Source organism: Endozoicomonas sp. NE40, from assembly GCF_040549045.1.
Taxonomy (GTDB): Bacteria; Pseudomonadota; Gammaproteobacteria; order Pseudomonadales; family Endozoicomonadaceae; genus Endozoicomonas_A; species Endozoicomonas_A lisbonensis.
This window is the reverse complement of record NZ_JBEWTB010000002.1, coordinates 527,501-552,845: the sequence shown is the minus strand read 5'-3', so window position 1 is coordinate 552,845 and position 25,345 is coordinate 527,501. Positions and strand designations below refer to the sequence as shown.

The window sequence follows — 25,345 nt, the reverse complement described above, 5'->3', positions numbered from 1 at the left end:
TGGCAAGGTGCAGGGTGTTGATTTAAAACTTGCCAATTATCCAGTTGGTACGATTCACACTTAATATCCATACATCTTGTCTAATTGACACTTCGTTGTTTGATGATCGCGTCTATGCTAAAACGCTTTCCAAAGCTGGAAATGGTAGAAGAAAGTCACGCTTTGGGTACACATAATATTCAAACGACAGGAAGGCCATTTAATGACGTGTTGTGTTTTATTGAATTATGACATTAAGCGCATGCTGTCTAACACGCTATCTGGTTTTTTGTTGATGATGACTATGTTGGGTAATGGTTATGCGGCACCACCAACAAAGGAGGTAACATTATCAACAATAGCTGAACTGGAGCAATATGGACTCATTGTAAATGGAAACTCAGGCCTGCGCTTAACCAGAGAAGGCACAAACATGGTTCAAATTCGTCTATACCAGAGGTTTTTACCCAACGCTACTCCTAGGCCTTACCAGGTCATTATAAATAATGAAGTTGTTACTATAGATTCAAGTAGTGAAGCACACGAAACTGTGGAATGGATGGAAAATGAATTACACGGTCAATTTATTACCGAATATAATGGGATATTAACCCAATTAACAGTTTATCCTAACCCAGAAACCATCAATTATCTGCTGCATTTACTGTTGAATCACTTTACGGAAATGATGGTTCCAAGATTTGGTCCACAGAATACGCTACATGAACCAATAGAAACTGCCGAGGCAGAAACTCAAATTGGCACCTCAGAAACCAGCGAGTCAGGAACTCAAACCGGTATTTCAGAAACCGCCGAGGCAGGAACACAAATCGGTACTTCAGAAACCACCGAGGCAGGAACACAAATCGGTACCTCAGAAACCACCGAGGCAGGAACACAAGTCGGTACCTCAGATACCACCGAGGCAGGAACACAAGTCGGTACCTCAGATACCACCGAGGCAGGAACACAAATCGGTACCTCAGATACCACCGAGGCAGAAACACATATCGGTACCTCAGATACCACCGAGGCAGAAACTCAAATTGGCACCTTAGAAACCGCCGAGGCGGGAACACAAACCGATGAATCAGCAATACAAGCCGATGCAGAGCCTCCCGCAACAGTGCAAGCTGCCACTGAAACTGAAATGGTAACCATAGATCCAGAAGACGTTGTTGCTACTGAAAATCCGGTAGTACCGGCACTTTTGGCAGTGGCTGCACAATGCGGCGGGGAGGACAATGAAAATAATGCACCCGGTATTTTTTCACAACTCAGGCAACAGATAGCTTTGACTTCAGGGACTATTGCCAACGGTATGGCCTATATACCCAAACGCCTGGTCAATGGCGCAATCAGCACTACCAGGTCTCTGGGGGACGGTGTGGTGAGTGTCAAAAAATACTTAGGGTACGGAGGAACTAAGGCTGTAAGCTATTTATACAATCGGGTCAGTAGTGCAATTAGTGCTGCCCGGTCTCTGGGTAACGGTGTGGTGAGTGCCACAAAATACTTAGGACACGAAGGAGCTAAGGTTGTAAGCTATTTATACAATCGGGCCAGTGGCATTGTGAAGCCTGTTTTATCAGCACATAACAAAAGCAAAAAACAAACAAACCGTCGTTTAGGCAGAAACCGCAGGGTGACAGCTGCCCCCCTTCTTACAACTTTCCATTATGTCGTTTTCTCAGCTATTGGTGGGCTTATTAGTGTGGCTGGTTATTATTATTGGGATGTGAAGAATAATCTTCAAAAAGCAAACCAGCGATCTGACATCACCAGTCTGTACCTTCTGGAAAAAGCCAGATTTTTTAAAAAAGCTATTGAAGAACCATATGTAAAAAAACAAAAACAAATAGCTCAATTAATTGATCGGTTCTCCCAAAGTCATTGGGAAAAACACCATTTTCCCATCACAGCCGTTTATGAAAAAGATTCCCATACAAGCTATATAGATGATCCTCTTCATGGATGGCAGAACTGCAAGTCTATGAGATTTGGTATGATCGGTTATAATCCGGCACCGGAAGCGATCATTGAACCTTTAGATCATTCCGGTCCCAATTTTCCGGTCAGTCACAAACAATTTTCCAGGCGGGTGACAAAAACTATCACCCATCTTTTTGACAGGATTCCCAACTTACTGAATCCTGAAAACCCGGCAGTTATCGAGACAATCGCTCAAACGCTGATGTTGTGCGGTATCCCTATAGGCAAGCCCGGGCAGGCATTGCACAAAGAGTGCGTGACAACTGTTGCAGACATAATTGGTAAAAATGGCCTTGACTGGTACCAAAAAGGCATGCACATGCATTCCATGCATAATACTCAACGTCATGAATTAACGGGACATCCGACGAGCCTGACTTTTGTGCCTAATTTTTCTCTGAACCAGCAATGCACACACCTCGATAAACTGTCTTATGCACCAAGAATCAGACAAAGCGCTGACGCTCCATTTCCGTCCCTGAACAAACCTTTTTTTGCAGACTCTGGCCAAATCTTTATGTGGTCACCCGAGTATCTGCCAAAACAATTTAACCTTCTGTATTATCCTCGTGAAGGAGACTGGAGGCTGGCTCAGGCGTACAACGATACAGCATCCATGATTGAACTCAACATGGCTGCGATCTATGGTATACAGGCAGCAGGAGAGGATGATCCGAGCCGGATTCTGGCGTTTAATAACCGGCAAATGATTGAGTCACACCCGGCAGGCACCGAAACAAAAACACAGGATGTTTCCGTAATCAATTCGGCCTCTTCAGCACCCGGGAGTGATCGTTATTGGCTTTATCAACAAAATGATATGGAAAAAATCAGGTCGCAGCGAGTAAGGCAGGACACAATATCTTATCTAAACAGCGTGCGGCAAACTCAATTTGGGACTGGAGTGAAGCTAGCGTCGATAGCTGCACATATACCCCTTATTATAAAAGCTGCCCCTAATTACCCAATCCCTAACTCTCCCTTACTATTATCAGGATTAGGCCTTACACTCGGTGTTTCTGTGGCCGCTTATCATGAATTACTCGCTACTCTTCTTAGCAGCCTTGTGTACAGTCCACCTTATGCTGACCCGGAACAAGAAGCTGCCGAGCGGTACCGCAGGCTGAAACAACTACGCAGTTATTATCTGAATGATCAAAATAACTACCCGCATCACAATCTTTTAACCGCTTTGCTCTCTGATACGGAAGCGCCTTTGGGTGTTATTCACTACTCGACCGACAAAGAGAGTGGATCAAAGAATATGCTGATCGCTAATTATTATGAACCTTTATCCTATGTAAGCTTTAAACAACAGAAAAAGTTTTTTGATCGGGCTGTAGAACGCTGCGCCAGATATTTTAGCAACACGTCATGCGACTCACAAAATCCTGAGCATCTTGATTTTATACAGTTTTACCTGACTATGTGTTCAACCACGAAGATTCGATCCTGCGAAGCTATGTGGAAACAAAATCAGTCAAAAAATGTATGGAAAATCATTGTAAACCAATATGACTGGACTGAGACCCGCTACCCGCTTGGTATTCTTAATTCTCAATTTAATACGCATAGTATTGTCCCTATGATCATAGCCAATGAAAGGCGACCTGAATTAGACCTCTATTTCAATAATCCATGGCAGGGATACCTCCGGAACTTATTAGAAACCCCCCGGGTTGAACCGCCTGCTCCGGTGTTGTCTTTAAAGGGCGAAAAATACAGCGTTATTCCCCAAATAAGCGGCATATCGGCCTATGATAACGAGACCCAATCGCTCTGGGTGCTTCCATGGCATAAAACAGCCGTATTTCAAATAGCAGACATGGATAATGCTCATTCAATACATCCGGTCATTCTTGATAAGAATGAATTATTACCTCCAACCTCTAACCGCATGATTAAATGGTATGAAGACAACGATGTTCGAGTAAAGGAGTGCCATGAAATAGACGCGGACTACTCTAATCTATTTCATCTCTGTAAAAAAGTTTCAGATAATAACCAAAAGAAATTCCTGATATTTTTACTAAACTCAAGGATCAGGAAGTCACCGTGGATAGCAGTTTACAGACCGGAGCTAGAGCATGGTGGTAACAAGGAAAAACTGTATTTTCGTTTTAGTGGTCGAATTCATTTTAAAGACCTTTCCGTTGAACGGTTAGAAAAACATATCGATGCAATCGATTCTTTTTATGGTAAAGACCGTTCAGGAATGGTGAAGCTGATCGACTCAACAATTATAACCGAATCACTGGCTGAAGTTGGCTTAGTAATACTCCCTGGTACTCAAGGTGAAGTAATAAAGCATTTCTATAAAGAAAGCTACCAGCTGGTCTTCGAAAAAAATGATAAGCCACATAACCTGTTTTCTGAATGCATTATGCACAAATTACAAAAAGATCAATTATGTGCAGAGTCCACGGAATGTGTATTAATGATGCAAGCCTGGAAACTTGAAAACAGTAAAAATTTTTACAGTCACCCCCTGCCAGTATGGGTACAAGGCGACGAAATTACTAAATACATGCCCGTTGATAATCCTGACAGCACAGTAGTCACTCCTGGCATTACATCGGACAACGAAGCAATGAATACTTATACATACGATGATGGGTGGCAAGAGATAAAAAAAGTGCCACTAACACCAGGCAGCGACTCAGTGACCCATTACAATCAAAACCTTCTTCATATAAGTAGCCCTGAGCCAGTTGAACAGGGTTTGCGCCACTTTGATCTGACCATCTACAGAGATGGGCAGAAATATACGGACTCTTGTCCGGGTACAGTGAAGCCTTAAGGCATGGCGGATGGTCTGGTGCAAAAGGTTGCATCTTTCCATCCGTTACTGAATCACTGGCAGAGGGTCAGGGTTTTTCTGGTATTATTGGCTAAATGCCTGCAAATCAAGTAAATTAGGTCGGTTCAGATCAACGAAAACATGTGGGTTTGGCTGTTTCAGCGCCTGATGTCTCTGTTGATAACGTTTTTTTCAATTGATGTAGATGGTGGTTATTCATGCTTTATACCGATGGCAACCGACTGATGAATCAGGCTGACAAGTTCAATCGTGGTTTTGAGCGCAAGAAAGCCGCCAAACTGGGTACGGAAAAGAACCCGGCCTGTGTAGTGGTTCAGACTGAAGAGCGTTTTAAGGAAATTGAGGCTGTTTTTAGCGAAAATGGCTGGTTTGTGGATATTGAACTGAACGAAGAGAAGGAAGAGAACCTCGTCGATCTGGATGTTTTAATGAACACTCCTAAAACCACAGTTGTTGAAAAAACACCTGGCCGTAATGACCCATGCCTCTGTGGCAGTGGTAAAAAATTCAAGAAGTGCTGCGGCTAATAAAGCTCAGTGGTTGATCGTCGGGGGATATCCTTTATCCCCCGGTCTGGTCAGGGTCAGGAAAAATTGACCTTTGCCGACCTGAGCCATGGATAGCGGCTGTCGCCAAAATCCACCACGTCTTTTGATACTGCCACAATATTCCTGAGAATGGTGGCCATGTTGCCTGATATCATGGTTTCAGTCAGTGGAAACTGTATTTGTCCGTCTTTGATGTAGTAGCTGTTTTTGGCAACGCCTGAAAAATCCCCTTTGTCAGCAGGTGCGCCGCCTGACAGACGACCCAGAATGACACCTTCCTGAGTACTGGAAATGATATCGGCCAGTGTCTGTTCACCGGGCTCGAGCACCATACAACCACCTTCGTTAACGGCTTTTTTCAGACCGGTTTTTCGGGCGCCGTAATCCGTCAACAGAAAACTTTCCAGCACACCGTTACTCAACAGGGTCAGGTTTTCGGCTTTAAAACCGTCGCTGGTGAATGGATAACCATTGGGCATGGTACTGTCCAGAGGCAGGCTTTTAAGGGTCAGGCAGGGGCTTGTCACCGCTTCGTGCAGTTTGTCTTTATACAACGAACTATTGGCAATCAGGGGGGCATCTGTCACAGAACCCACCAGAAAACCAATGAAATCATCCATGGCATCCGGAGTGATAATCAGGTCGCCGGTAAACTTTGCTGGCAGGGGTTGCGCCCGGAACTCTGCTTCCGAACTTCGCAGCAGTTGCTCAATGGAGCCAAACTGGTGGAAGGGTTTGTCGAGGGTGAAGGTTGTGAACCCGGTATAGTTCAGGGAGGTGATGTCATTGTCGTTTTTCGCGTTAAACATCAGAGAGCCATTATAGTTGCCCCGGGTTTCAGTAAAGTCGATGCCGTTGCTGTTAACCATTCTGGAATGGATACGGGTGTAATCCAGTGAACATTCGGTCATAACGATACTGGGATGATTTTGCTTCAGGTACGTCAGGAATGTTTTAAGGCTGCCGTACATGGCTTCAAGGTCAGCCTGTTGTGGACCGGCGGAAAAAAACGCCTGTGGGTTGTGCCGGTGCAATCGTGTAGGCGTCGTCTGCTTCAGAGCCTTTTGCCATCAGCAGGAGTTCGGCAACGGCTGAGTCAATGCTGTCATGGCTCAGGTCATTAATGGACAGTGAGGCTTTCTTCTGGTCAATAATGCCACTCAGGTACAGTTCCCTGTCGCTACCGCTGCGCAGCAGAGTTATGGCTCCTTTTTCAACATTGAGTTCCTGCCTGTAGTCGCTGGACAGGGAACACTGGGTTTTCTCAAAGCCAGCCAGACGCAGTTGCTCCATCGTATAGTTCAGGGTGCTGCCCTGAGTGTAGTCCGGGTGATTGGAAGGCTGACTCATGGGCACCTCAGGTATAAGGCCAACAGGTTGTTAACAGTCATCCGGATTATTCTCCGCCAATATGGACTTTGCACTTAATCGCCGGACCACCGCAGGCGACAGGAATGTCCTGTTTTTTGCCACAATAGCCAGAGCATTCCCAGTGCAGGTCATCGGACACCATAGTGACGGTTTTTAAGACGTCGAACGCCATGCCGGAAATGGTGGTATCCTGAATGGCGCGCCCCAGTTTACCGTTTTTGATTTCGTAGCCAAGGGTGATACCAAACATAAACTCGGCAGTAGCGTCTGCCTCGCCGTTGTTGCTTTTTATCAGGTAGTAACCGTCGTCAATTGAGGCGATCATTGCTTCCAGCTTATCGTGGCCGGGTAAAATAGCCGTGTTGCGCATACGAATCAGCGGTTCATCAAAGTACTTGAAGGCCCGGGCGTTGCCCGACGATGGTTGTTCAAGCTGTGCAGCACTGTAGCGATTGTGCATAAAGCCTGTCAGCCTGCCCTGGTCAATCAGTACCGCATCTTCCGCTTTACTGCCTTCATCATCAATAAAAACCGGTACCGGCAGAGTTTCGCCGTTGCAGGAGTGGGCAAAGTCCACCATGCTGACAATAGGGCTGGCCACCATTTCTCCCTGCAGTTCCGCTGCCACCGATCCGGCCAGAACCAGATCGGCTTCGACAGGATGACCAACCGCCTCGTGAGCCAGCAGTCCGGACAGTTCCGAATCCAGAATGACTTCTTTATATCCGGCGCTGGCGGGAACGGCCTCTTTTTTATCCAGAAGCTGCTGATACAGCTTGTCAATGTCAGCGTACAGGCTGGATGGTTCAGTAAGAACATCCTGATACTCTCCACGATCACTGACAATATGCAGCAACTCTACCGGCTCCTGCTGGTCATTACTGGCCACCAGACAGACCGTCAGGATGGTTCTGGGAATACGGGTAAAGCCCTGCGACCCTGTACTGGTGTGAACCCGTTTGCTGATGGTTTCCAGATGCAGGCGGATAATACGGCTTTCAAGACTTGGACAGTTGTCCTGAACATAACGGTCAATCGCTTTTAGAAAAGCCAGCTTCTGTTCCTGCGTGGCGGCTGGCTGCTGACTGGAAAAATCTTTGCTGACAGAGAATGAGTCGTCTGGTAAGCGGGCGCTCTGGCTCCCCTGCTGACCTGCCAGAAAGGCGGCATTATTGCCAGCTTCCTGCAACACCTGCCTGATTGAGTGATCGTTGATTTCTGGCAGTGAAGCAAACCCCCACTGTCCCTGGTCACATACTCTGGCTGATACGCCGCTGACTGTTTCGACAGAGTTGCTGGTGACATCGCCGTTCATCAGTTGCAACGTTTGTCGGGAGTTTTCCTGAAGGCGCAGTTCGGTATACAGCGAATGGTTTGTCAGATCTGGAATAGGGTGGTCTTTGACGGTCATTGTCCCGTAATCCTGAGGGCAGATTCCATGTAACGATTTATCCATTATAACGCCAATTGTGGTGTCATGACGGATTAACGTTCAGCCTGACGATCTCAGGTTACCAATCGCACTTTCTATCTGTAACGCGTCATTGCGGGTCGGGTAATGTCCTTGCAAGCTGTTCTTGAAAAACATCGAAAGATTCGCTGTGACTGATCGTTCCACTACTTTGCGTTACAACGGTTGTCTTTATTGCTCCGACAGATTGAGTAACCACCTGAACAGGGGGCTGTTGTTTAGTGTTTGGTGACTGAATATAGCTTACGCTGGTTGTACCAGAGGCTGTGCTAATAGTGTGTGTTGTTGTTGTGACCGTTCCGGCAGGTTCTTGATGTGTTACTGTCGTCACTTCAGTTGTCGGGGTTGGGTGAGCGTTTAGTTTGTGCCGTTGAAGGGAGCTGTTTCGTGTAAAAGTACGTTTACAGGTTGGGCAAACATGTGCATTTTCACTTTTATGGGTTTGCATGTGATTGGTGAGGGTACCCTGCTGTGCAAACGCTTTTTCACAGACCGGGCAACTGTATGGCTTGGCACCTGTATGGGTTCGCATGTGATCGGTGAGGTGGTGATTCTGTGAAAATTTTTGTCCACAGATTTTGCAAGTGAATGACTTTGGACCTTCATGGCTCCGCATATGCCTGGTGAGTTCGCCCTTGTACGGAAAAGCCTTGTTGCACACTTCGCATGTATGAATCTTTGGCATGGCAGAACCTCTTTTTGTGTCACACTAACAATCAGAACTATTTCAAATCATAAGCCTGTTTCAATAAATCGCTGAATAAACTCTAACTGTTTGCTGTCTTCTTATGTTGTCTTATAAGGCATAAATTCTTCGACTATCCTTATCATGGCTTGCCATCTTTTTATACCTCTGTCGTCTGCTACTGCCGGGAATGTCTCATGTACAAGAAGTGGAAAGAGTTATCACTGACCACCAAAGTGATGGTGGGGATGATCTCTGGACTGTTGGTCGGCATTCTTTCCCGAACGCTACTTCCAGGTAATGCCTTTGTTGAAAGTTACATTACTAATGGCTTCTTTTATGTTGTTGGCCAGATTTTTATCACCTCTCTGAAAATGCTGGTTGTTCCCCTGATCTTCACTTCGATTATCTGTGGAACCTGTTCGCTGTCTGACGCTTCGACACTGGGCAGACTGGGCTGTAAGACGCTGGGTCTGTATATGCTGACGACGGCTGTTGCTATTACCCTGGCCATTATCGCTGCGCTTCTGTTTAAGCCGGGAGAAGGTGCCAATCTGGAAGCAACGGCCAGCTTTTCCCCCGGTGAGGCACCGTCGCTGGCGGAAGTGATTATCCGGCTGTTTCCCAGCAACCCGATAGAGGCGCTGGCATCGGGTAATACGCTGCAGATTATAGTGTTTTCAGTGCTGTTTGGCATTTCCATCTCGGCAGCAGGTGAACCCGGTGAGAGGATTGCCAGAATTTTTGAGTCTATGAACGAAGTGATGATGAAGCTGGTGGCGCTGATGATGAACTTGGCACCCTACGGTGTGTTCTGTCTGATGGCGAGGCTGTTTACCACCATTGAAGTCAGTGCAATTTTCAGTCTTCTGCAATACGTCATGGTGTTGATAGGGGTTCTGCTGTTGCATGTTCTGGTGACCTATTGTCTGCTATTTAATCTTTTTACCCGACTAAACCCTGTCGTCTTTCTGAAGAAGATGGAAGACGCGATTATGTTTGCGTTCAGTACCGCCTCCAGTAATGCCACGATTCCTGTCACGATGGAGACAGTGACGCACCGGATGGGTGTTGCCAACCGGGTAGCATCGTTCACTGTGCCGCTGGGCAGCACCATTAACATGGATGGCACTGCCATTATGCAGGGTGTGGCTACCGTGTTTATTGCCCAGGCATTCAGCATTGACCTTGGGTTGTCCGATTATGTGACCGTCATCATGACGGCTACTCTGGCTTCCATTGGCACCGCCGGAGTACCGGGAGTGGGACTGATCATGCTGGCTATGGTGTTACAGCAGGTGGGGCTGCCGGTAGAAGGAATTGCTCTGATAATGGGCGTTGATCGTCTACTGGATATGATTCGCAGTGCGGTTAACGTGACCGGCGACAGTGCTGTTACCTGTATTGTGGCAAAGAGTGAAGGTGCGCTGGACACTGCTATATTTACTAACCCTGAAGCTGGCCTCAAAGAAGAGGAAATTGATTTTTATCATATCCGATGAATCGTTAACTTTTGAGGCTGCCTTACAAATCTGTGTAATTGTTTCTGGAGGCGATCAATGCAGTGGCTCTTTAAGAGTGGTCTGTTCGTGCTATTAGTTCAGGCAGTCAATGCCTTTTCAGCTCCGGCCGCTTGCTGGCAATCTTCAACGACTGAGGCACCACCAGATGGACGACTTTGTGTTGCATTCACTCACGCTGTGCCAGATTCGACAGAACGTGTTTTCTATGGTCGTTCGGCACTGGATCTTGGATCTGTCAGTAACGGCAGTATAAAACACTTTTGTGCTATCGAAGCGGGAGGGGAGGTTCGCCGGGAGAAGACATATTTCTGGTTACATGGCAAAGAAGAGAAGGTCAGGGCGGCAGTACAGAAAGAACCAATAGTTATAAATGCCGCTGATAGTCCTGATCAATCTGAAAAACGGAAGCTGGAACTGGGAAAATTTATTAAGCGGTTTGAATATTGTGATGCTAGAGACAAACCAACTGATCAGCAGCAAGCAGAAATGAATACTGCTGAAACAAAACTCTGCATCAAGTCAACAGACAACAAAACCCTGGACTTTGGTACGTTCAGTCGCAGTGGAAAATGTAAGGTATTTGATGCCACGTTATCCGACAAAAAACCATCGTTGCCACTGTATGAGCTGGCTGAAAAAGCCAGACGGCTGAAAGAGTTGTCACATCCCTTCGTTCATGCAGCCTGGGCTGGACGTCAGGGAGAACCCTTTGCTTCTCATTCTCCTTATGGGGTGGGCTACGACGTTGATTATTGCATTCTTCAGGCATTCATTCGTGGCCACCAATACTGTTCTGTTGACTACAAAGGACGTTATCAGACAGGTAAATATATAAATTATGAAGACCAGTATGATGGCAAAAACTATGCCTATGAAGTGCTATATATAGATCTGCAGCCTGACAGCAAGGCTGAAACTACCTCCCGGGTGGTTGATGAAATTGTTGTTGATGAAGTTACTGTTGATGAAGTTACTGTTGATGAAGTTACTGTTGATAAAGTTACTGTTGATAAAGTTACTGTTGATAAAGTTACTGTTGATAAAGTCACTGTTGATGAAGTTACTGTTGATGAAGTTGTTGATGGTACTCAGGAGCATCAGGACTTATAACCCCTTCAAAGATTGGCCACCCGCTAACCGCTGCGGGAGTGAGAAGTGGGGTGGCTCATTATCTGCAATATTTGTTATGATCCGTTGAGCATCCGAAGCCTTTAGCTGGCTTTTTGAGGGTATAACAATAATAAATCGATTTACGGACAATCATCATGGCAAGCAGTAACGCACGTCGCCAGTTGTTTATCTCTCTGGCTGTTCTGGCACTATGCAGTGGCATCGGCTTTGGTCTGACCAGGCTGGTTAACCCCCCTGAAGAAGAGAAAAAAACAGCCACCATTCCTCTGGTTGAATCTCGTTTACTCACTACTGAATCTGTCCGGTTTTCAATTAACAGTCAGGGCGTTGTTCACCCGTCTGTTGAAACAATATTAGTGGCCCAGATATCCGGACTGATTACTGAAGTCGCCCCGGTATTTGTCAGTGGTGGTGTTTTTCAGAAAGGTGATCTGCTGGTCAGAATTGACGACAGCGATTATCGGGTAGCGGTTCGTCAGGCTGAAGCAACCCTGGCAGCCAGTGAAGCCCGTCTGGCTGAAGAAGTAGCCCGGTCAAAGGCTGAAAAACAGAGCTGGCTACGCAGTGGTCGTAAGCTGGATGATGCTCCTGAACTGCTACTGAGGGAGCCTTATGTGGCTGAAGTCCGGGCGCAGGTCAAGGCCGCAGGCGCACAGCTCGACAAAGCCAGAAGGGATCTGGAACGAACCGTTATTCGTGCGCCTTATGACGGCATGGTTCGGGAACGCACTGTCAATATTGGTCAGTTTCTGGGTACTGGTTCACCACTCGGCATGGTGTTCTCGGTCGAATTTTCAGAGGTGCGGCTGCCACTGAAGCCCGCTGATCTTGCCTTTATCGAACTGCCTGCCGCCGGACGTCAGGTGTCTTCTGATATCCGGGTCACCCTGAGCCAGTCACTGGGAGGGCGATTAATCAGTTGGGAAGCCGAGCTGGCAAGGGTGGAAGGAACCGTTGATGAGAAGAGCCGTATGCACTATGTGGTGGTCAGGGTGGCTGACCCTTATGCATTAAATCGTGAGACAAACGTTATCTCCGGTAACAGGTTTACCGGCAAAAGTTCTGAGCCCTTGAAAGCAGGCAGTTTTGTTACTGCCCGTTTGCAGGGCGGCGAGATAGAAGGACTGTTTCGAATTCCCCGGCGTGCGGTTTACGGCGATGGAAAAATCCTGGTGGTTGATGAGAACAACAGTTTGCGTTACCGGCAGATACGGCCGGTTTATGCGGACAAAAACACGGTTTATGTGGCTGAAGGACTGGTTGAAGGTGAACGCTTATGCCTGACTCCGCTGACCAACCCTGTTGAGGGTATGAAAGTTCGACTGGCTGACGACGATGTCCCTTCCGGATTTTCCACCACATCAAGTGACCCCCTGAACAACAACAGCTAAGGCAGGTGGCATGATGTCCCAGAACAATGATAACAGTGTCAACAGGAAAGGGGTGATTGCCTGGTTTGCCAACAATCCTGTGGCGGCTAACCTGCTGATGGTCAGTATTATTGCTGCTGGCCTGCTGAGCGTATTTACGATCAAGAAAACGATATTCCCGGATTTTGAGGCAGATACCATTCAGGTTTCCATCAGCTACCCCGGTGCTGGGGCTGATGATATTGAACAGAGTGTTGTCCTGAAAGTTGAGGAAGCGGTTCGGACTCTGTCCGGTATCAAGAAAGTGGTCAGTACCGCCCGGGAAGGTCTCGGGCGTGTCCGTATTGAAGTGGAAACCGGGTTTGACCTTGATACACTCTATAACGATGTCAAAGTCTCGGTAGAAGGTTTAACCACTTTGCCGGTAGAGACAGAGACGCCGGTTATTACCAAAATTGAACCAGAAAGACGTGTGTTGCTGGTGACCGTGTTCGGTGACATAGATCGGCTGTCACTGCAACGAACAGCACAGTCTTTACAGGAAGCATTACTGACACTGCCCACTGTCACCAAAACCCGGCTGCTGGGTGAAGATGATCTGGAAATTTCTATCCAGCTGTCTGAGTCTGCGCTTCGAAAATACGGTTTGACGTTTGATGAGGTCTCAAGGGCTTTGCAGAGTGCCTCCATTGATGTGGCGGGTGGTTCTATTAAAACCCGCGACGGCGATATTTCCGTAAAAACCCGGGGACAGGCGTATACCGGATTTGATTTTGCAGACTTTGTCGTGCGAACCAATGCAGACGGTAGTCGCCTTTATCTGCGGGATATTGCTGAAATACACGACGGATTTGTTGAGGACGAAGGCATAGTCCGTTTCAATGGCCGGGAAGCCATTACCATCAGTATTATCTCTGAAGGGGATATCAGTGCCTTGCAAACGTCCAGGGATGTACGTCAGTTTCTAACCCAATATCAGAGTCAATTACCTGTTGGGGTAGAAGCGCAGCCCTGGGGGGACGGTGCCTATTATCTGAAAAGCCGCCTGAGCATGATGATGGAAAATATGCTGAGCGGCGGGATTCTGGTGTTCCTGTTATTAACCCTGTTTCTGCGTATGCGGGTAGCTTTCTGGGTCGTAGTGGGAATTCCCGTCTGCTTTCTGGGGGCAATCTGGCTGATGCCCAATGCCTTTATGCCGGTTTCCATCAATATGCTGAGCCTGTTCGGGTTTATCCTGGTGCTTGGTGTAGTGGTGGATGATGCCATCATTATGGGCGAGAGCGTCTATACCAGCATTTCACGGTATGGTCATACCACTGACAATGTGGTGGCCGGTGTCCGGCGGGTCGTGGTGCCTGCCACCTTTGGTGTATTGACGACGATTGCAGCCTTTCTGCCGGTGTTGTTTGTCACCGGAAAGGCATCGCCTTTCTTTCATGCGATTGGGCTGGTGGATGATACTTTGTCTTTTCTTTTCACTGGTGGAATCAAAACTTATCCTACCTGCACACCTTGCCCATATGCGCAAAGTCGAGGCTGGCAAGCTTCCTGCTAACCGGCTGGCAAAACTACAGGATCGGGTTGACCGTGGGCTGCAATCGTTTGTGAGTAAGGTTTACCAGCCTTTGATGGAAAAGGCGCTGCGTAATCGTTATGTCACCCTCAGTGTGTTTGCCGGGGTTATGATCATAACCGTGAGTGTGCTGGTCAGCCCGCTCATCCGGTTTGTCTTCTTCCCGAAAATTCCCAGCGACATGATTGAAGTGACGCTCGATATGCATGCGGGTGTTTCTATTGCGGACAGGAATGCCGCCCTGATACGTATTGAACAGGCAGCGATGCGTGTAGACGAACGCTATCGGCAGGAAAACGAGGGTGAAAACCTCGTCGAAAGCATTATGCTCTGGTCAAGAGGTGACGATGAGGGCGTGATTATTGCCGAGTTGAGCAAGGCTGAGAAACGTTCCATTGAAGTAGATGACGTAGCCAGTTTATGGCGCAATGAAACCGGCTCAATCGTCGGCCTACAGAAACTGGACTTTTCTACAGAGCGTCATGCCGGTGGTTCCAAGCCGGTTTATTTTCGCCTGAGCAGCAATGATAACAGACAACTGCAGCAGGCGGCTGCAGAACTGGAAGCGAAGTTGCAATCATACGACGGTGTTTATGATGTTGAAAACACGACAGAGTCTGCCATTGATGAAGTCATTCTGGATATTCTTCCGGGCGCCCAGGCGCTGGGGCTGAACCTTGCCAGCCTGGGTAACCAGGTGCGTCAGGGCTTTTATGGTCAGGAAGTCCAGAAGATTCAGCGTGGACGTGAAGAGGTGAAGGTTATTCTGCGCTACCCGAGGGAAGACCGGGATGATCTAACCGATCTGGACCGGGTGCGTATCCGGACAGCGGATGGCAGCGAGGTACCCTTCTATCAGGTAGCGACTATTACGCCGGGACAGGGTACCAGTTATATCCGGCGAACCAATGGTAAACGGGCATTGGCGGTATCTGCCAATGTTGATGTAAAACGTATTGAACCTGATGCGGTCATTAAGGATGTCAGGGATAATTTTCTGCCGGATCTTTATGCCCGCTACCCTGATGTGACCAGTGGTCTGGATGGTGCCAGCCTGGAGCAGAAACAGACTGTGGAGCAGCTGGCGGTTCTGGGTTCCATGGCGCTGTTGATGATCTATGCTCTGATCGCCATTCCTCTGCGTTCTTATGTGCAACCGGTCATTATTATGGCCATTATTCCGTTTGGGCTGGTGGGGGCGCTGGTGGGTCATTTGTTGATGGGTAAATCGTTCAGCCTGATGTCAACCTTCGGCCTGATCGCCCTGGCAGGTGTGCTGGTGAATGACAGCCTGATCCTTGTGGATTTTATCAACAAGGCAAAAGCAGCGGGCAAAGGGCTTTATGAGGCGGCTATCTTTGCGGGGCGTGAACGTTTCAGGGCGATTATCCTGACATCGCTGACGACCTTTCTTGGGCTGGTGCCGATTACCATGGAAAAGAGCCTTCAGGCTCAGGCTGTGTCTCCTATGGCGATTTCCCTTGGGTTCGGGATACTGTTTGCCACAGCCATTACTTTGATCCTGACTCCAACCCTGTATGTCGTTATTGCCGAGCTGGGGCAGGGCTGCCGGCGGCTCTGGTATGGGGAGAAGGTATCAAAGCCCCTGGGGGAGTAAGCTTTCAGCTGGTCAGGGTCAGCAAAGGTAAAGGCAGAGCATAAAGATAAGCCCCGGGGCAAAGAAGCCGACCAGGGCTCCGGATTCCCGGTCTCCCCACTTTCTTTCAGAGAATTCTCCGACGATATAAGTGGCAAACGTCCAGAGGCCAAGGCAGATAATGACGATTATCCAACTAGTGAGCGTCATGTTTTCCAGCATTTGATGAAGATTAAACATTACAACCTCATACATGTTTTATTGTTAGGACTGGTTCCTGGGTTCAGGATAGTCGCAGATCTGAAAATTGCCTGATTGTTCTTTAGAGAGTTTGGGGTGGGGTTAGTTCCGGTGAACGGCTGGATTGGTGTCAGGATTGCTGACCATATTGTTATGAACCTACCTTATCTGGCTGGCTCAAATAGGTTAGCCAGAAAGGGAGGGTTTGTATGAATGTGTCCAACGCAGTCAGTTTTCCAATGACTTTCAGAGAGGCCCTCAATCAACCCACTGAGTGCAGCTCGTGTGAAGAGAGTTTACGTACGTCATCGGATTCAACCAGCGGTGGAGATAGCAGCGCCGATACTAAAAGTGATACGTCAGTATCAAAAATAAATGCAACCAGAACAACCGGGTTGACTAAAACCTGTGAGAACAAAGCTTCTGATACATCGCAGGCCTGTTTAAACAAGACTCCGGGGTTCTCTGGAGAGTCGCCGTTCACCAAGTCGTTTTCCCAGTTTGATTCACAGGATGTTTCCAAAATGTTTTTGTCGATGGACTCGGATGAACCACTCAATCTAGCAGGGAACATACAGCCTGCCCCTTTAGCGGCGGAAACCCCCGGGAAAATGCATTTATTACCACTGAAGCGCGGAGGAAAACTCGATGAGATAAGCCCTGGAGTGCCTGACAGGCTGGTGGGGCTTCCATGTCTTGGAAAAGGAAGCTACGGCTATGTCTATCTGGTGGATAAGGACATCAAAGGTGTGGACAGGGGAGCGCTTAAACGGTTTATTACACATGAAAACGGGGTTTCAGAACGACAACATCGGCAAGCGGCAAGAGAAGTTTATACCCATATTGAATGTGATCATCAAAATGTCGTCAGAACTCTGGCTTACCATGTACAAGGTCATTCTGTAATGCTCCTGATGGAGCCAATGTCCTGTGATCTGGAGAAATTCCTGAAGGAGCCAAATGAAAAAATCACCCTGGACAGTTTACTTAATATTCTGGAAGGTATTTTTCGTGGTGTTGAGTACCTTCACAAAGAGTTAAGGGTGTTACATGGTGATATAAAGCTCAAGAATGTTCTACTGAATGGGCAATTAGAAGCCAAAATTACCGACTTTGGTTTTGCCTCCAGCATTGATCAGCCAAGAACGCTATCCAGTGAACCACCCTGCTTTTATATGGCACCGGAGTTAACGTGTCAGCAGCGTGAATATATGAGCGAAAAAACTGAGGTTTTTTGTCTGGGATTTATTGCTTTGCAGTTATTAACAGGGAAACCGATTTATCATGCCTGGGTGAATAATCCCAATCATTGCAGGAAAAATTTTTCATACAGTCCGAAGCTTTATGAGGCCTATCGGCAGTATTTTGTAAACACAGATTTAGTTGAGCAGGAGAAGGTAAACGGTAAACCTGTCATAACCAGTGTTCTCGATGCGAAGAAGATAGCCAAAGAATTGCATAATGAGAAGGACGTGAAGGAAAAAGATCTGGCAGATTTTTTACAAAAAATGGTTTGGCTGTGTATGAATCATTCGCCGGAGAGTCGGTTAACGTTAACAGAAGCTAAAGGTTTTCTGATTGATTTCATTGAGCAAACAAAGATACCGAAAGCGCATAAAAGATCCTGTACTGTAGCCAATCAACCTACAGCCGCTAAGAAGAAGTTATTTTGACTGTTGGCGTCTGTACACAAAGGCAGCTCAGCAAAGCTGCCTTTGTGATTTCAACATTTACATAATCGGGTAGGTATAAGTTCCCTGGATACCCAGGGGAAGCCCCATTGCCCAGTACAGCAGCAGGAAGATTGTCCAGATGAGGGTCAGGGACAGAGAGTATGGCATCATCAGGGACGCCAGGGTACCAATGCCGGCACTCTTGATATAACGCTGGCAGTAAACCACGATCAGCGGGAAAAATACCATCAGCGGAGAGATGATATTCGATACCGAATCGCCCAGACGATAGGCAGCCTGTGCCAGTTCCGGCGAGATACCCACGGCCATCAGCATTGGGATCAGGATCGGTCCCATCAACGCCCACTTGGCTGAAGCAGAGCCAATCACCAGGTTAACGACAGCTGTCAGAAGAATCATACCGACGATGGTCACCTGTCCTGGCAGGTTCATTGCCTGTAGCACTTCGGCACCACTTAAAGCCAGTACGGTTCCCAGATTCGACTGGCCAAAAGCCGCCAGGAACTGAGCGCAGAAGAATGCCATCACCATGTAGGAACCCATGGTGGACATGGTTTTTCCCATGGCGTCGATGATGTCCTTGGCTTTTTTGAACACGCCGGAAGCCAAACCATAAACGATGCCCGGCAGAACAAAGATCAGGAAGATCAGAGGCACGATGGACTGCATTAGTGGCGAGGCCAGGGAAGTCAGCTCGCCGTCAGCAGAACGCATTGGGGAAGACTCCGGAAGCACAAAGGCGCATAGCAGGCCGAGTCCTGCCAGCATGGCCAGACTGGCCATGCGGAAAGCACGGCTTTCTACATCGCTGACGGAACCCATGTCTTCTGCGGCTTCAACATCGTCATCGATGGGCATGTGGGCATTCAGGCGAGGTTCAACAATACGCTCGGTCACGAACCAGATCACAATGGTCACGATGATGCTTGAAGCGGCTGCAAAGAACCAGTTGCTCAGCGGGTTGACCAGGTACTCCGGATCAAACAGCTGGGCAGCGGACTGGGTAAAGCCCTGCAGCAGAGGATCGGTTGGTGTCGGAACAAAGCTGGCAGCAAAACCGCCGGATACACCGGCAAATGCGGCAACAACTCCTGCCAGAGGGTGACGGCCAGCGGCATGGAAAATAATACCACCCAATGGAATAACCAGTACGTAGCCTGCGTCAGCAGCCAGATGTGACAGAATGGCTACCACCACCAGGGCAGGTGTCAACAGGGACTTTGGAGTCACCGCCAGCATCTTCTTCAGGCCGGTGTTAATAAAGCCGGACTGCTCCGACACACCAACCCCCAGCATAGCAACCAGTACAATCCCCAGAGGGGCAAAACCGGTGAAGTTGCCTACCATCGACGACAGAAATGCTGCAAAAGCGTCGCCGGTTAACAGGTTGTTGACCACAATGGCTTCGCCTGTGGTCGGATGAATCATATCAAAGCTGACTGTGGAGAGCAGGGCGGACAGAATCCATACCAGAATGGTTCCGTACAGGAACATCAGGGATGGGTCAGGCAGCTTGTTGCCAGCCCGTTCAACACCATTGAGGAAACGATCCATCAATGTCGGACTGCCTTGAGCTGTAGATAAAGGGGAGGCCTGTTGACTCATAATACCTCAGAAAATTTATACGGGTTTACGGCGGCTAACTTTAGCGGCAGCAAAGCTGAACACGAAATGACCTGTATCAACAAAGCTGGAGTTTGTGTTTTAAAAATGAACAGTCTAAATGTTTCCCGGAGGGCCTTCAGGAATCAGAGTGAATCATTTGTGAGTCTGGGATGTTGTGGCCAGAACCGGGCGAAACTATACGCTTATTGCACCAATAGTTTAGCTGCTTTGCGACGATTTGCATGGAGGCCAGGGGACGAACTTTAGTGGTTAAAAACTTTGATTTATATGCCTACTGACGTATTTTTCAGTAGGGGCATTGAGCGGTACGGATGGCTCACTGAAGACGGGAAAAATAAAGCCGACATCGGACTGTCAGCTTTAGAAATAATAGAGAGATTTAAGAGGTTGCTCTCTTATTCTTCGCGATCGGTATTATGACCTTGTATTTCACGTCGTTTTTTTATGAATTCAGGCTCATCAGGTGTTACCTGAGATGGCTGGCTCTGCTCGGCTTTGCGCTTCAGGTTTCCTCTGGCTTTGGTCAGCATTTCCTGGTTAAGGATCAGCCCGCCAGAAGAAGTCGTTGTCTGTTCTGGTGACTTTTGCTCAGGGCGGCTGCCAGCTTTTTTGAGCTTAACGGCTTTCAGTTCCTGCGCCAGTGAGGACGGTCTGGGTGCTTCAGCAGACGATGCTGTTACGGTTTCATTGAGCTGCTTAACCAGTTCTTTCTGTTGTGGTGTGGCTATCTGCTGAGTAATATCTCTTTGCAGGCGTTTTTCAGTTTCTTTTATCTCCAGAAGTGTTTCAGCGGCACTAGCTATGCTTGCTATTTTTTGCTTGCGTTCCTTTAATTCTTTTTTCAGTTCTGTGCGCTCTTGAGAGTCTGCACCTTCGTCTTCTTTCAGTTGTGCCAGTCGATCAACTTTGTTGTTCCATTCGCTCAGTTCTTGATCAAGACTGCTAAACAGAGATGGCTTTTCAGTTGTCGCATTTTTCTCATCGAGTAATGCTGCAGTAGCTTTCACATCATTGAGTAAGGTCTGAGGGAGCTTTTCAAAGTTTGTACCAGTGATAAATCTTTTCAGTTCTCCAAAAATATGTGCAATTTTCTTTGCGATACCGCCTCTCTTACTTGTTTTCCGGTTTGTTTCAGCACTGGTATTTTCGTCAACAGAGTCGGAAACCTCTGCCTTTTGTTGAGCATCAGGGATGCTGTCTGAAGGCGCTGCAGTGTCGTCCATCGGTGCAGGTGTTGCTATCTGTGAAGAAGCCTTATTTCTCAAAGGAGGAGGCGGAGGAGGAGCCGGTACTGAACTGCTCTGATCAGTGGTGTTTGAATCGCCAACGTTTCTTTTACTGAGAGGGGTTTCTTTTTGAGAAGGATTGTCAGATTGTTGCTTTTTCAGAAGAAGCGTTGGGTCAACTTCGTTGGGTGTGACACTATTGTTTTTCATAGTGCCAGCGCGCGGAGGTTTGGGTATTGGATTTACGCCTTCTGGTATGCGTGTATTTTGTGGGCTATTAGAACCGCTGACTCCCTGTGGCATAGCTAAAGTCCTGATTTACGTCTTGTTGCTAAACACTATAGCAGTAGGAAATACAGCTATAGTGTGCTGTGCGAGTCAGCTATGTTGTGTCAAATCCATAACGGGTTGAAAAGGTTTCAGGGGGATAGCCATTCATCCAGATTAATTTGACACTGTGGGTTAATTTGAAACTCAGGTTAATTTAAAACAATGGTGTTTGATGGCTTTGCGATGGCAATAAACCGGTGGCAAACTGTTGGCTGTTTTCTGATGAGCTTGTTTGCTGATGTCTTACTCCCAGCCCGAGGTTCGGGAACTGTCTTCAGGTTATAAATTTGAACACCCGCAGAGTGAAATAACGATAAGGCTGGATCGTCAGGGACGGTGGTTAAGTTATCGCTGTGGAGCCAGTTTTTACAGGCGCTGCATGGGCGGCGATGTGGTTTGCGGAAAGGGTGAGATACCACTGCACCGCTCGGATAAGGTTCTGCTGGTCGGGAAAATCGCTACTACACTGGATCAGTGGAGCCAGAGCTGGAAAGGGTGCAAACGGGTAAAGTCGGTTTTACAGACTGCCTCCGGGTTGGACTTTAACTATTACAACCATCAGGCTGCGCTTTACAGGGCGGTCTATCCCGAAGGCGTTCCTATTCTTCCTCCTGATCGCTATGGCGACCTGGTGGTTCAGCCGGTCACAGGTTGTCCGAATCGTGCCTGCACGTTTTGTGCGTTTTATAAGGACAAACCCTATAAAATGTTGCCGTCTGATCGGTTTGCACAACACTTGCTGGGCGTACAGACGTTGCTTGGAGGTCAATGTTTGATAAAAGACGGACTGTTTATTGGTTCTGCCAATGCCATGGCTTTATCGCAGCGTCGGTTGATGGCTTACCTTCAGCAAATTCACTCCTGCTTTGATCCATTTAAACGGGGGATCGCAGCCTTTGCCGATCCGGACTTTTCAGCACCGAGAAACACAGCGCAATGGCAGGAGTTGGCGAATGCTGGCGTTACCCGTCTGGTGATTGGTCTGGAAACCGGATGGGGGGCTTTAAGAGGAAGGCTGGGAAAATCTGCTGATCTGACCAGAGTCTGTCGCGCGGTTCATGATTACAAACGGGCAGGCATCAGTGTGGGGATAACGGTTCTTGCCGGAGCCAGCGAACCCGGATACCAGCAGGAAAATGTTCAACGTACCGCTGCATTTATTAAAGCATTGGGACTTGAAAGGAAGGATATTGTCTATCTGTCACCACTGGAATCCGCGAATGTAGACCGAAGTCTGCGTGTACAAGAGTTACGCCTGATGAAAAAGCACTTATCCATTTGCAGTGATGCACAGATCGTTCCCTATCAAATGCAGAGATTTCGCTATTATTGTTAAATGCAACTGTTCAGCATACTTCGTTTGAGGTTGCGATCGGCAGGCGTTTCACCCAGCCAGATTTTTAACAGTGTACGACCCAAATTGTCTCCTTTAACAGAGCCTAAAACGCCTGAGATGCCCCTTCACCGCCATAGCCGCCACCGTAACCACGGAACTGTAATTTACCATCCCCGCAGTCGGGGGTTGGAGGCTTCAGTAAGCTGTCTGACAAAACGGGCATCACCAGGGCGATCACGGCTGCCTCTACAATACCGAGGAGTGAAGAGTCGCTTAACCAGGAAACATTGGTTTTTGGGTGTATAGCGCTGTTATTCCATGGACTTAATACGTAATGCCCCAGGATATAGCTGGCGGTATCGGGGCTGACTTTTTTGTTTTGATCAAAAATCACTATAACACTATCGATACTCAGTCTTTTTTTCCGGCCAATATCGACTCTGGAATAACGGGTTATATTGCGACTATTGAACTCGCTACAAGGAATATCAGTTTGTTCTCCCTCATTAATATCCGGACTATTGTTCCTTTCTATATATATCAGAATTCGTCGGGATTATACGCTGTGTGTAAGGGCGCTATAAAGCATCAGCCTTTAAGTTCACGCAGGACGATTCAGATGCCATACCCCCATTTTCAAGCCAATTTCCTGAGTCAGAGGGGAACTCTTATTTAAAACCAAAGTCATAACTTATAACTCTTCAATAAAATCCCGATGGCCTCCAGTGAAATCGTGAGCTGTTCCATTTCCGTACAAAAGGACTTGAAATGAATGCTTTACCCAATGCTGCAGTTGGCTCAATAACGTTACCCATTGAACCTGTTGACCGAATCAGGTCCGATAACAATTCCACTACACCCTATATTCCGGAAAAAGTGTCCCATACGCTTCAAAAAGAACTATCGGACTACAGGGTCACTGACGCAACAACGCAACAAAAGGCTCTGCAACCGGTTCATTCAGTCACCCTGAAAGATGGCTCACTTGTACCTGATTTTACTACGGATGAGCATTTTTCAGCCCGCCTTATTAGCATGGGGCCAACAAAAGTAAATGAGTTGAGGAGGCTGATAAACAAGCACCCCAATGAGTTCCCAATGCCTTGCATGGCCATTACTGCCGATTTGATCAGGACTGATTTAGAAAAAGCCAGAAATAATTACTCCCTGCTGCCGGGAGAGGACGACATTCTACGGAACCTCAGGCGAGAGTTAGAGGCTTTGTCACCAGAATACCCTTATCAACCCTCTTTAATTGTTACTTATAAATACCTGCACTATCGATCTTTACTTTATTTCAGGGAAAGATTATCCATTTCAGACCAAACCATTGACCATGATATTCGAATTCGTTCCAGTCGATTTGATGTATATGAATTTTTTGAGTCTAAGGGCGCCAAACTACTTTCGTTATATAAGAAAAACTGCTCTCTGAAAGATCTCGAACGCCTGCCCTGGTCGATGCTTTTTGAAGATACAGATCAGTTTATGACGCTTTTGAAAAAGGTGCATTACAGTCGGGTGTTAAATGTAGGCGCTGAGTCCGGTTTAGGCCGAAATATTCCTATCATCCCTTACCCCCGGGAACTTGGCATCGAAGATCTCAACCGCTTATGGCCACTGCACCTGTGGCTGACTGGTTTCAGCCTGTCAGAGTTTACCCAGGCTGATGGCTTTGACTTGTATCCAGCTACTTTTTTTGAACATGACCTGTATCATCTAAGCGCGAAGTACGAAAAAAAAGTAGCCACTGAAAATAGCTATGAAACCCTGTTTCACTGGATAAGACAACTTTATGAGAACAAGAACCAAATAAAGAGCGTCAATTTTAAAGCGATAGAGCTGGCTCTTTTTTATACCCTCCATGAGGAGGCTTATTTTAATGAAGAGAATTACTCCCCCGATGGCGCATTTTTTAAAGCAATCCATGAGCACACCCATGAAATGTTTTTTGAAGGCTTACCAAAACAGTACTGGGATGTGACTCATACTGAGGCTGAACAGGCCTGTCTATGGTTGCAGAAGCTACCATTGAAAACGTTTACTGATGACGAGTTTGCAGATCACATCGCTGGTATTGAAGGGACATTTACGCAGGGCGATAGTATTAAATCCACTGAAAACCTGCACGAGAGTAGAACAACACTTCCCTATCTGCACGATCTTATTCTGGAGGTCGGTCGACACAGAGAGGTCGTTGCCAAACACGGTTTAGACGATCGTGACATTGTATCCTCACTCCTGAACTTCCAACAAAAAGCTTCTCCTGAAGAGCTTGAAAAACCACTCGATAAGGAAACGTGGTTAAAATACAACCCTAAATTCTCCAGGCACGGTGACTGGGTGATCAGCTTTCTGAAAAACTCCCGCCTGCAAGGGGTGTGGCGATGCCTGGCAGCCTGTAAAGCCTTGAAAAAATAGAATTTATTGATCTGGGTTAGAAAAAATTGATCAACCTGATGATACAGTAATCGTGTATTGCGACTATTGAACTCGCTAAAAGGAATATCAGTTTGTTCTCCCTCATTAATATCCGGATTACTATTTCGGAGCGTGTCCTGTGCGGCACCGCCTGCCAATCTGCGTCTCTGACTAAATCTATGGTTTGGAGTTCCACCGAACCTGCCCAAAAACCGAACCTGCCCAAAAAATATACCGGTTGAGTTGAACGACTACGAATGAATTCATAGTAAGACTCATCGACACCTTTTGGTTAACGCCTGAATAAATAAAGAGTCCTGGCTTTTCTTTCGCTCTGGACATTTGGGTGGGGAATCGCTGTATCTGCCAATAACAGAAGCCATTGAGGGAATATCAGAAAAGCAATGT

19 protein-coding genes are annotated in these 25,345 nt (G+C 47.4%); 10 read left to right on the top strand and 9 right to left on the bottom strand.

What is annotated here, in order from left to right:
- The first annotated feature begins 202 nt into the window (after positions 1-202).
- Entirely contained in the window at positions 203-4,771 is a 4,569-nt protein-coding gene (locus tag V5J35_RS03480; RefSeq protein WP_354009921.1) for a hypothetical protein, read from the top strand.
- A gap of 218 nt (positions 4,772-4,989) precedes the next feature.
- Positions 4,990-5,319 carry a PBPRA1643 family SWIM/SEC-C metal-binding motif protein gene (locus V5J35_RS03475; RefSeq protein ID WP_354009920.1) on the top strand — a complete coding sequence of 110 codons (330 nt, stop codon included), beginning with the start codon at positions 4,990-4,992 and terminating at the stop codon, positions 5,317-5,319.
- 56 nt (positions 5,320-5,375) lie between these two features.
- Here V5J35_RS03475 and V5J35_RS03470 read toward each other — a convergent pair whose 3' ends face one another.
- The 4 genes from V5J35_RS03470 to V5J35_RS03455 all read right to left on the bottom strand — a co-directional run bounded on the left by V5J35_RS03470 (position 5,376) and on the right by V5J35_RS03455 (position 8,867).
- Positions 5,376-6,374 carry a metallopeptidase TldD-related protein gene (locus tag V5J35_RS03470; protein ID WP_354016268.1) on the bottom strand — a complete coding sequence of 333 codons (999 nt, stop codon included), beginning with the start codon at positions 6,372-6,374 and terminating at the stop codon, positions 5,376-5,378.
- Complete coding sequence (locus V5J35_RS03465; RefSeq protein WP_354016267.1) at positions 6,322-6,690, bottom strand: PmbA/TldA family metallopeptidase; 369 nt, start codon at positions 6,688-6,690, stop codon at positions 6,322-6,324. The genes V5J35_RS03470 and V5J35_RS03465 overlap by 53 nt, the downstream gene beginning before the upstream one ends.
- Before the next feature lie 46 nt (positions 6,691-6,736).
- Entirely contained in the window at positions 6,737-8,167 is a 1,431-nt protein-coding gene (locus tag V5J35_RS03460) for a TldD/PmbA family protein (protein WP_354009918.1), read from the bottom strand.
- Positions 8,168-8,252: 85 nt separating this feature from the next.
- The gene (locus tag V5J35_RS03455) at positions 8,253-8,867 is read right to left on the bottom strand and encodes a C2H2-type zinc finger protein (RefSeq protein WP_354009917.1); all 615 of its coding nucleotides are present in this window, start codon (positions 8,865-8,867) and stop codon (positions 8,253-8,255) included.
- A 197-nt stretch (positions 8,868-9,064) separates the two neighbouring features.
- Between V5J35_RS03455 and V5J35_RS03450 the strand changes: the two genes are divergently transcribed.
- The 5 genes from V5J35_RS03450 to V5J35_RS03430 all read left to right on the top strand — a co-directional run bounded on the left by V5J35_RS03450 (position 9,065) and on the right by V5J35_RS03430 (position 16,085).
- On the top strand, positions 9,065-10,369 hold the full coding sequence (locus V5J35_RS03450) for a dicarboxylate/amino acid:cation symporter (protein ID WP_354009916.1): 1,305 nt from the start codon (positions 9,065-9,067) through the stop codon (positions 10,367-10,369).
- Between the two features lie 57 nt (positions 10,370-10,426).
- Positions 10,427-11,500: a hypothetical protein gene (locus V5J35_RS24315; RefSeq protein ID WP_472924765.1), complete on the top strand. Its 1,074-nt coding sequence runs from the start codon at positions 10,427-10,429 to the stop codon at positions 11,498-11,500.
- Positions 11,501-11,655: 155 nt separating this feature from the next.
- On the top strand, positions 11,656-12,912 hold the full coding sequence (locus V5J35_RS03440) for an efflux RND transporter periplasmic adaptor subunit (protein WP_354009914.1): 1,257 nt from the start codon (positions 11,656-11,658) through the stop codon (positions 12,910-12,912).
- Between the two features lie 10 nt (positions 12,913-12,922).
- Positions 12,923-14,449: an efflux RND transporter permease subunit gene (locus V5J35_RS03435; RefSeq protein ID WP_354016266.1), complete on the top strand. Its 1,527-nt coding sequence runs from the start codon at positions 12,923-12,925 to the stop codon at positions 14,447-14,449.
- On the top strand, positions 14,331-16,085 hold the full coding sequence (locus V5J35_RS03430) for an efflux RND transporter permease subunit (protein WP_354016265.1): 1,755 nt from the start codon (positions 14,331-14,333) through the stop codon (positions 16,083-16,085). The genes V5J35_RS03435 and V5J35_RS03430 overlap by 119 nt, the downstream gene beginning before the upstream one ends.
- An 18-nt stretch (positions 16,086-16,103) precedes the next feature.
- On the opposite strand, the gene V5J35_RS03425 is transcribed toward V5J35_RS03430, so the two are convergent.
- Positions 16,104-16,274 carry a hypothetical protein gene (locus V5J35_RS03425; protein ID WP_354009912.1) on the bottom strand — a complete coding sequence of 57 codons (171 nt, stop codon included), beginning with the start codon at positions 16,272-16,274 and terminating at the stop codon, positions 16,104-16,106.
- Between the two features lie 239 nt (positions 16,275-16,513).
- Between V5J35_RS03425 and V5J35_RS03420 the strand changes: the two genes are divergently transcribed.
- Positions 16,514-17,977, top strand: coding sequence for a protein kinase family protein (locus V5J35_RS03420; RefSeq protein WP_354009911.1), 1,464 nt, complete (start codon positions 16,514-16,516; stop codon positions 17,975-17,977).
- Between the two features lie 57 nt (positions 17,978-18,034).
- Here the strand turns inward: V5J35_RS03420 and V5J35_RS03415 are convergent, their stop codons facing one another.
- On the bottom strand, positions 18,035-19,603 hold the full coding sequence (locus tag V5J35_RS03415; RefSeq protein ID WP_354009910.1) for an AbgT family transporter: 1,569 nt from the start codon (positions 19,601-19,603) through the stop codon (positions 18,035-18,037).
- A 416-nt stretch (positions 19,604-20,019) separates the two neighbouring features.
- Complete coding sequence (locus tag V5J35_RS03410; RefSeq protein ID WP_354009909.1) at positions 20,020-21,153, bottom strand: hypothetical protein; 1,134 nt, start codon at positions 21,151-21,153, stop codon at positions 20,020-20,022.
- 265 nt (positions 21,154-21,418) lie between these two features.
- Here V5J35_RS03410 and V5J35_RS03405 point away from each other — a divergent pair, with 265 nt between their 5' ends.
- Positions 21,419-22,516, top strand: coding sequence for a radical SAM protein (locus tag V5J35_RS03405; RefSeq protein WP_354009908.1), 1,098 nt, complete (start codon positions 21,419-21,421; stop codon positions 22,514-22,516).
- Here the strand turns inward: V5J35_RS03405 and V5J35_RS03400 are convergent.
- Positions 22,513-22,599, bottom strand: a complete 87-nt coding sequence (locus V5J35_RS03400) for a chalcone isomerase family protein (RefSeq protein WP_354011366.1) — start codon at positions 22,597-22,599, stop codon at positions 22,513-22,515. The genes V5J35_RS03405 and V5J35_RS03400 overlap by 4 nt on opposite strands.
- Before the next feature lie 20 nt (positions 22,600-22,619).
- Positions 22,620-22,910, bottom strand: coding sequence for a hypothetical protein (locus V5J35_RS03395; protein WP_354009907.1), 291 nt, complete (start codon positions 22,908-22,910; stop codon positions 22,620-22,622).
- Between the two features lie 641 nt (positions 22,911-23,551).
- On the opposite strand from V5J35_RS03395, the gene V5J35_RS03390 reads away from it, so the two are divergent.
- Complete coding sequence (locus V5J35_RS03390) at positions 23,552-24,937, top strand: hypothetical protein (RefSeq protein ID WP_354009906.1); 1,386 nt, start codon at positions 23,552-23,554, stop codon at positions 24,935-24,937.
- Positions 24,938-25,345 lie beyond the last annotated feature (408 nt).

Coding starts and splice junctions, on each gene's coding strand:
- V5J35_RS03480 (WP_354009921.1), top strand. CDS start 203: ATGACGTGTTGTGTTTTATTGAATTATGACATTAAGCGCATGCTGTCT.
- V5J35_RS03475 (WP_354009920.1), top strand. CDS start 4,990: ATGCTTTATACCGATGGCAACCGACTGATGAATCAGGCTGACAAGTTC.
- V5J35_RS03465 (WP_354016267.1), bottom strand. CDS start 6,690: ATGAGTCAGCCTTCCAATCACCCGGACTACACTCAGGGCAGCACCCTG.
- V5J35_RS03460 (WP_354009918.1), bottom strand. CDS start 8,167: ATGGATAAATCGTTACATGGAATCTGCCCTCAGGATTACGGGACAATG.
- V5J35_RS03455 (WP_354009917.1), bottom strand. CDS start 8,867: ATGCCAAAGATTCATACATGCGAAGTGTGCAACAAGGCTTTTCCGTAC.
- V5J35_RS03450 (WP_354009916.1), top strand. CDS start 9,065: ATGTACAAGAAGTGGAAAGAGTTATCACTGACCACCAAAGTGATGGTG.
- V5J35_RS24315 (WP_472924765.1), top strand. CDS start 10,427: ATGCAGTGGCTCTTTAAGAGTGGTCTGTTCGTGCTATTAGTTCAGGCA.
- V5J35_RS03440 (WP_354009914.1), top strand. CDS start 11,656: ATGGCAAGCAGTAACGCACGTCGCCAGTTGTTTATCTCTCTGGCTGTT.
- V5J35_RS03435 (WP_354016266.1), top strand. CDS start 12,923: ATGATGTCCCAGAACAATGATAACAGTGTCAACAGGAAAGGGGTGATT.
- V5J35_RS03430 (WP_354016265.1), top strand. CDS start 14,331: ATGCGATTGGGCTGGTGGATGATACTTTGTCTTTTCTTTTCACTGGTG.
- V5J35_RS03425 (WP_354009912.1), bottom strand. CDS start 16,274: ATGACGCTCACTAGTTGGATAATCGTCATTATCTGCCTTGGCCTCTGG.
- V5J35_RS03420 (WP_354009911.1), top strand. CDS start 16,514: ATGAATGTGTCCAACGCAGTCAGTTTTCCAATGACTTTCAGAGAGGCC.
- V5J35_RS03415 (WP_354009910.1), bottom strand. CDS start 19,603: ATGAGTCAACAGGCCTCCCCTTTATCTACAGCTCAAGGCAGTCCGACA.
- V5J35_RS03410 (WP_354009909.1), bottom strand. CDS start 21,153: ATGCCACAGGGAGTCAGCGGTTCTAATAGCCCACAAAATACACGCATA.
- V5J35_RS03405 (WP_354009908.1), top strand. CDS start 21,419: ATGTCTTACTCCCAGCCCGAGGTTCGGGAACTGTCTTCAGGTTATAAA.
- V5J35_RS03390 (WP_354009906.1), top strand. CDS start 23,552: ATGGGGCCAACAAAAGTAAATGAGTTGAGGAGGCTGATAAACAAGCAC.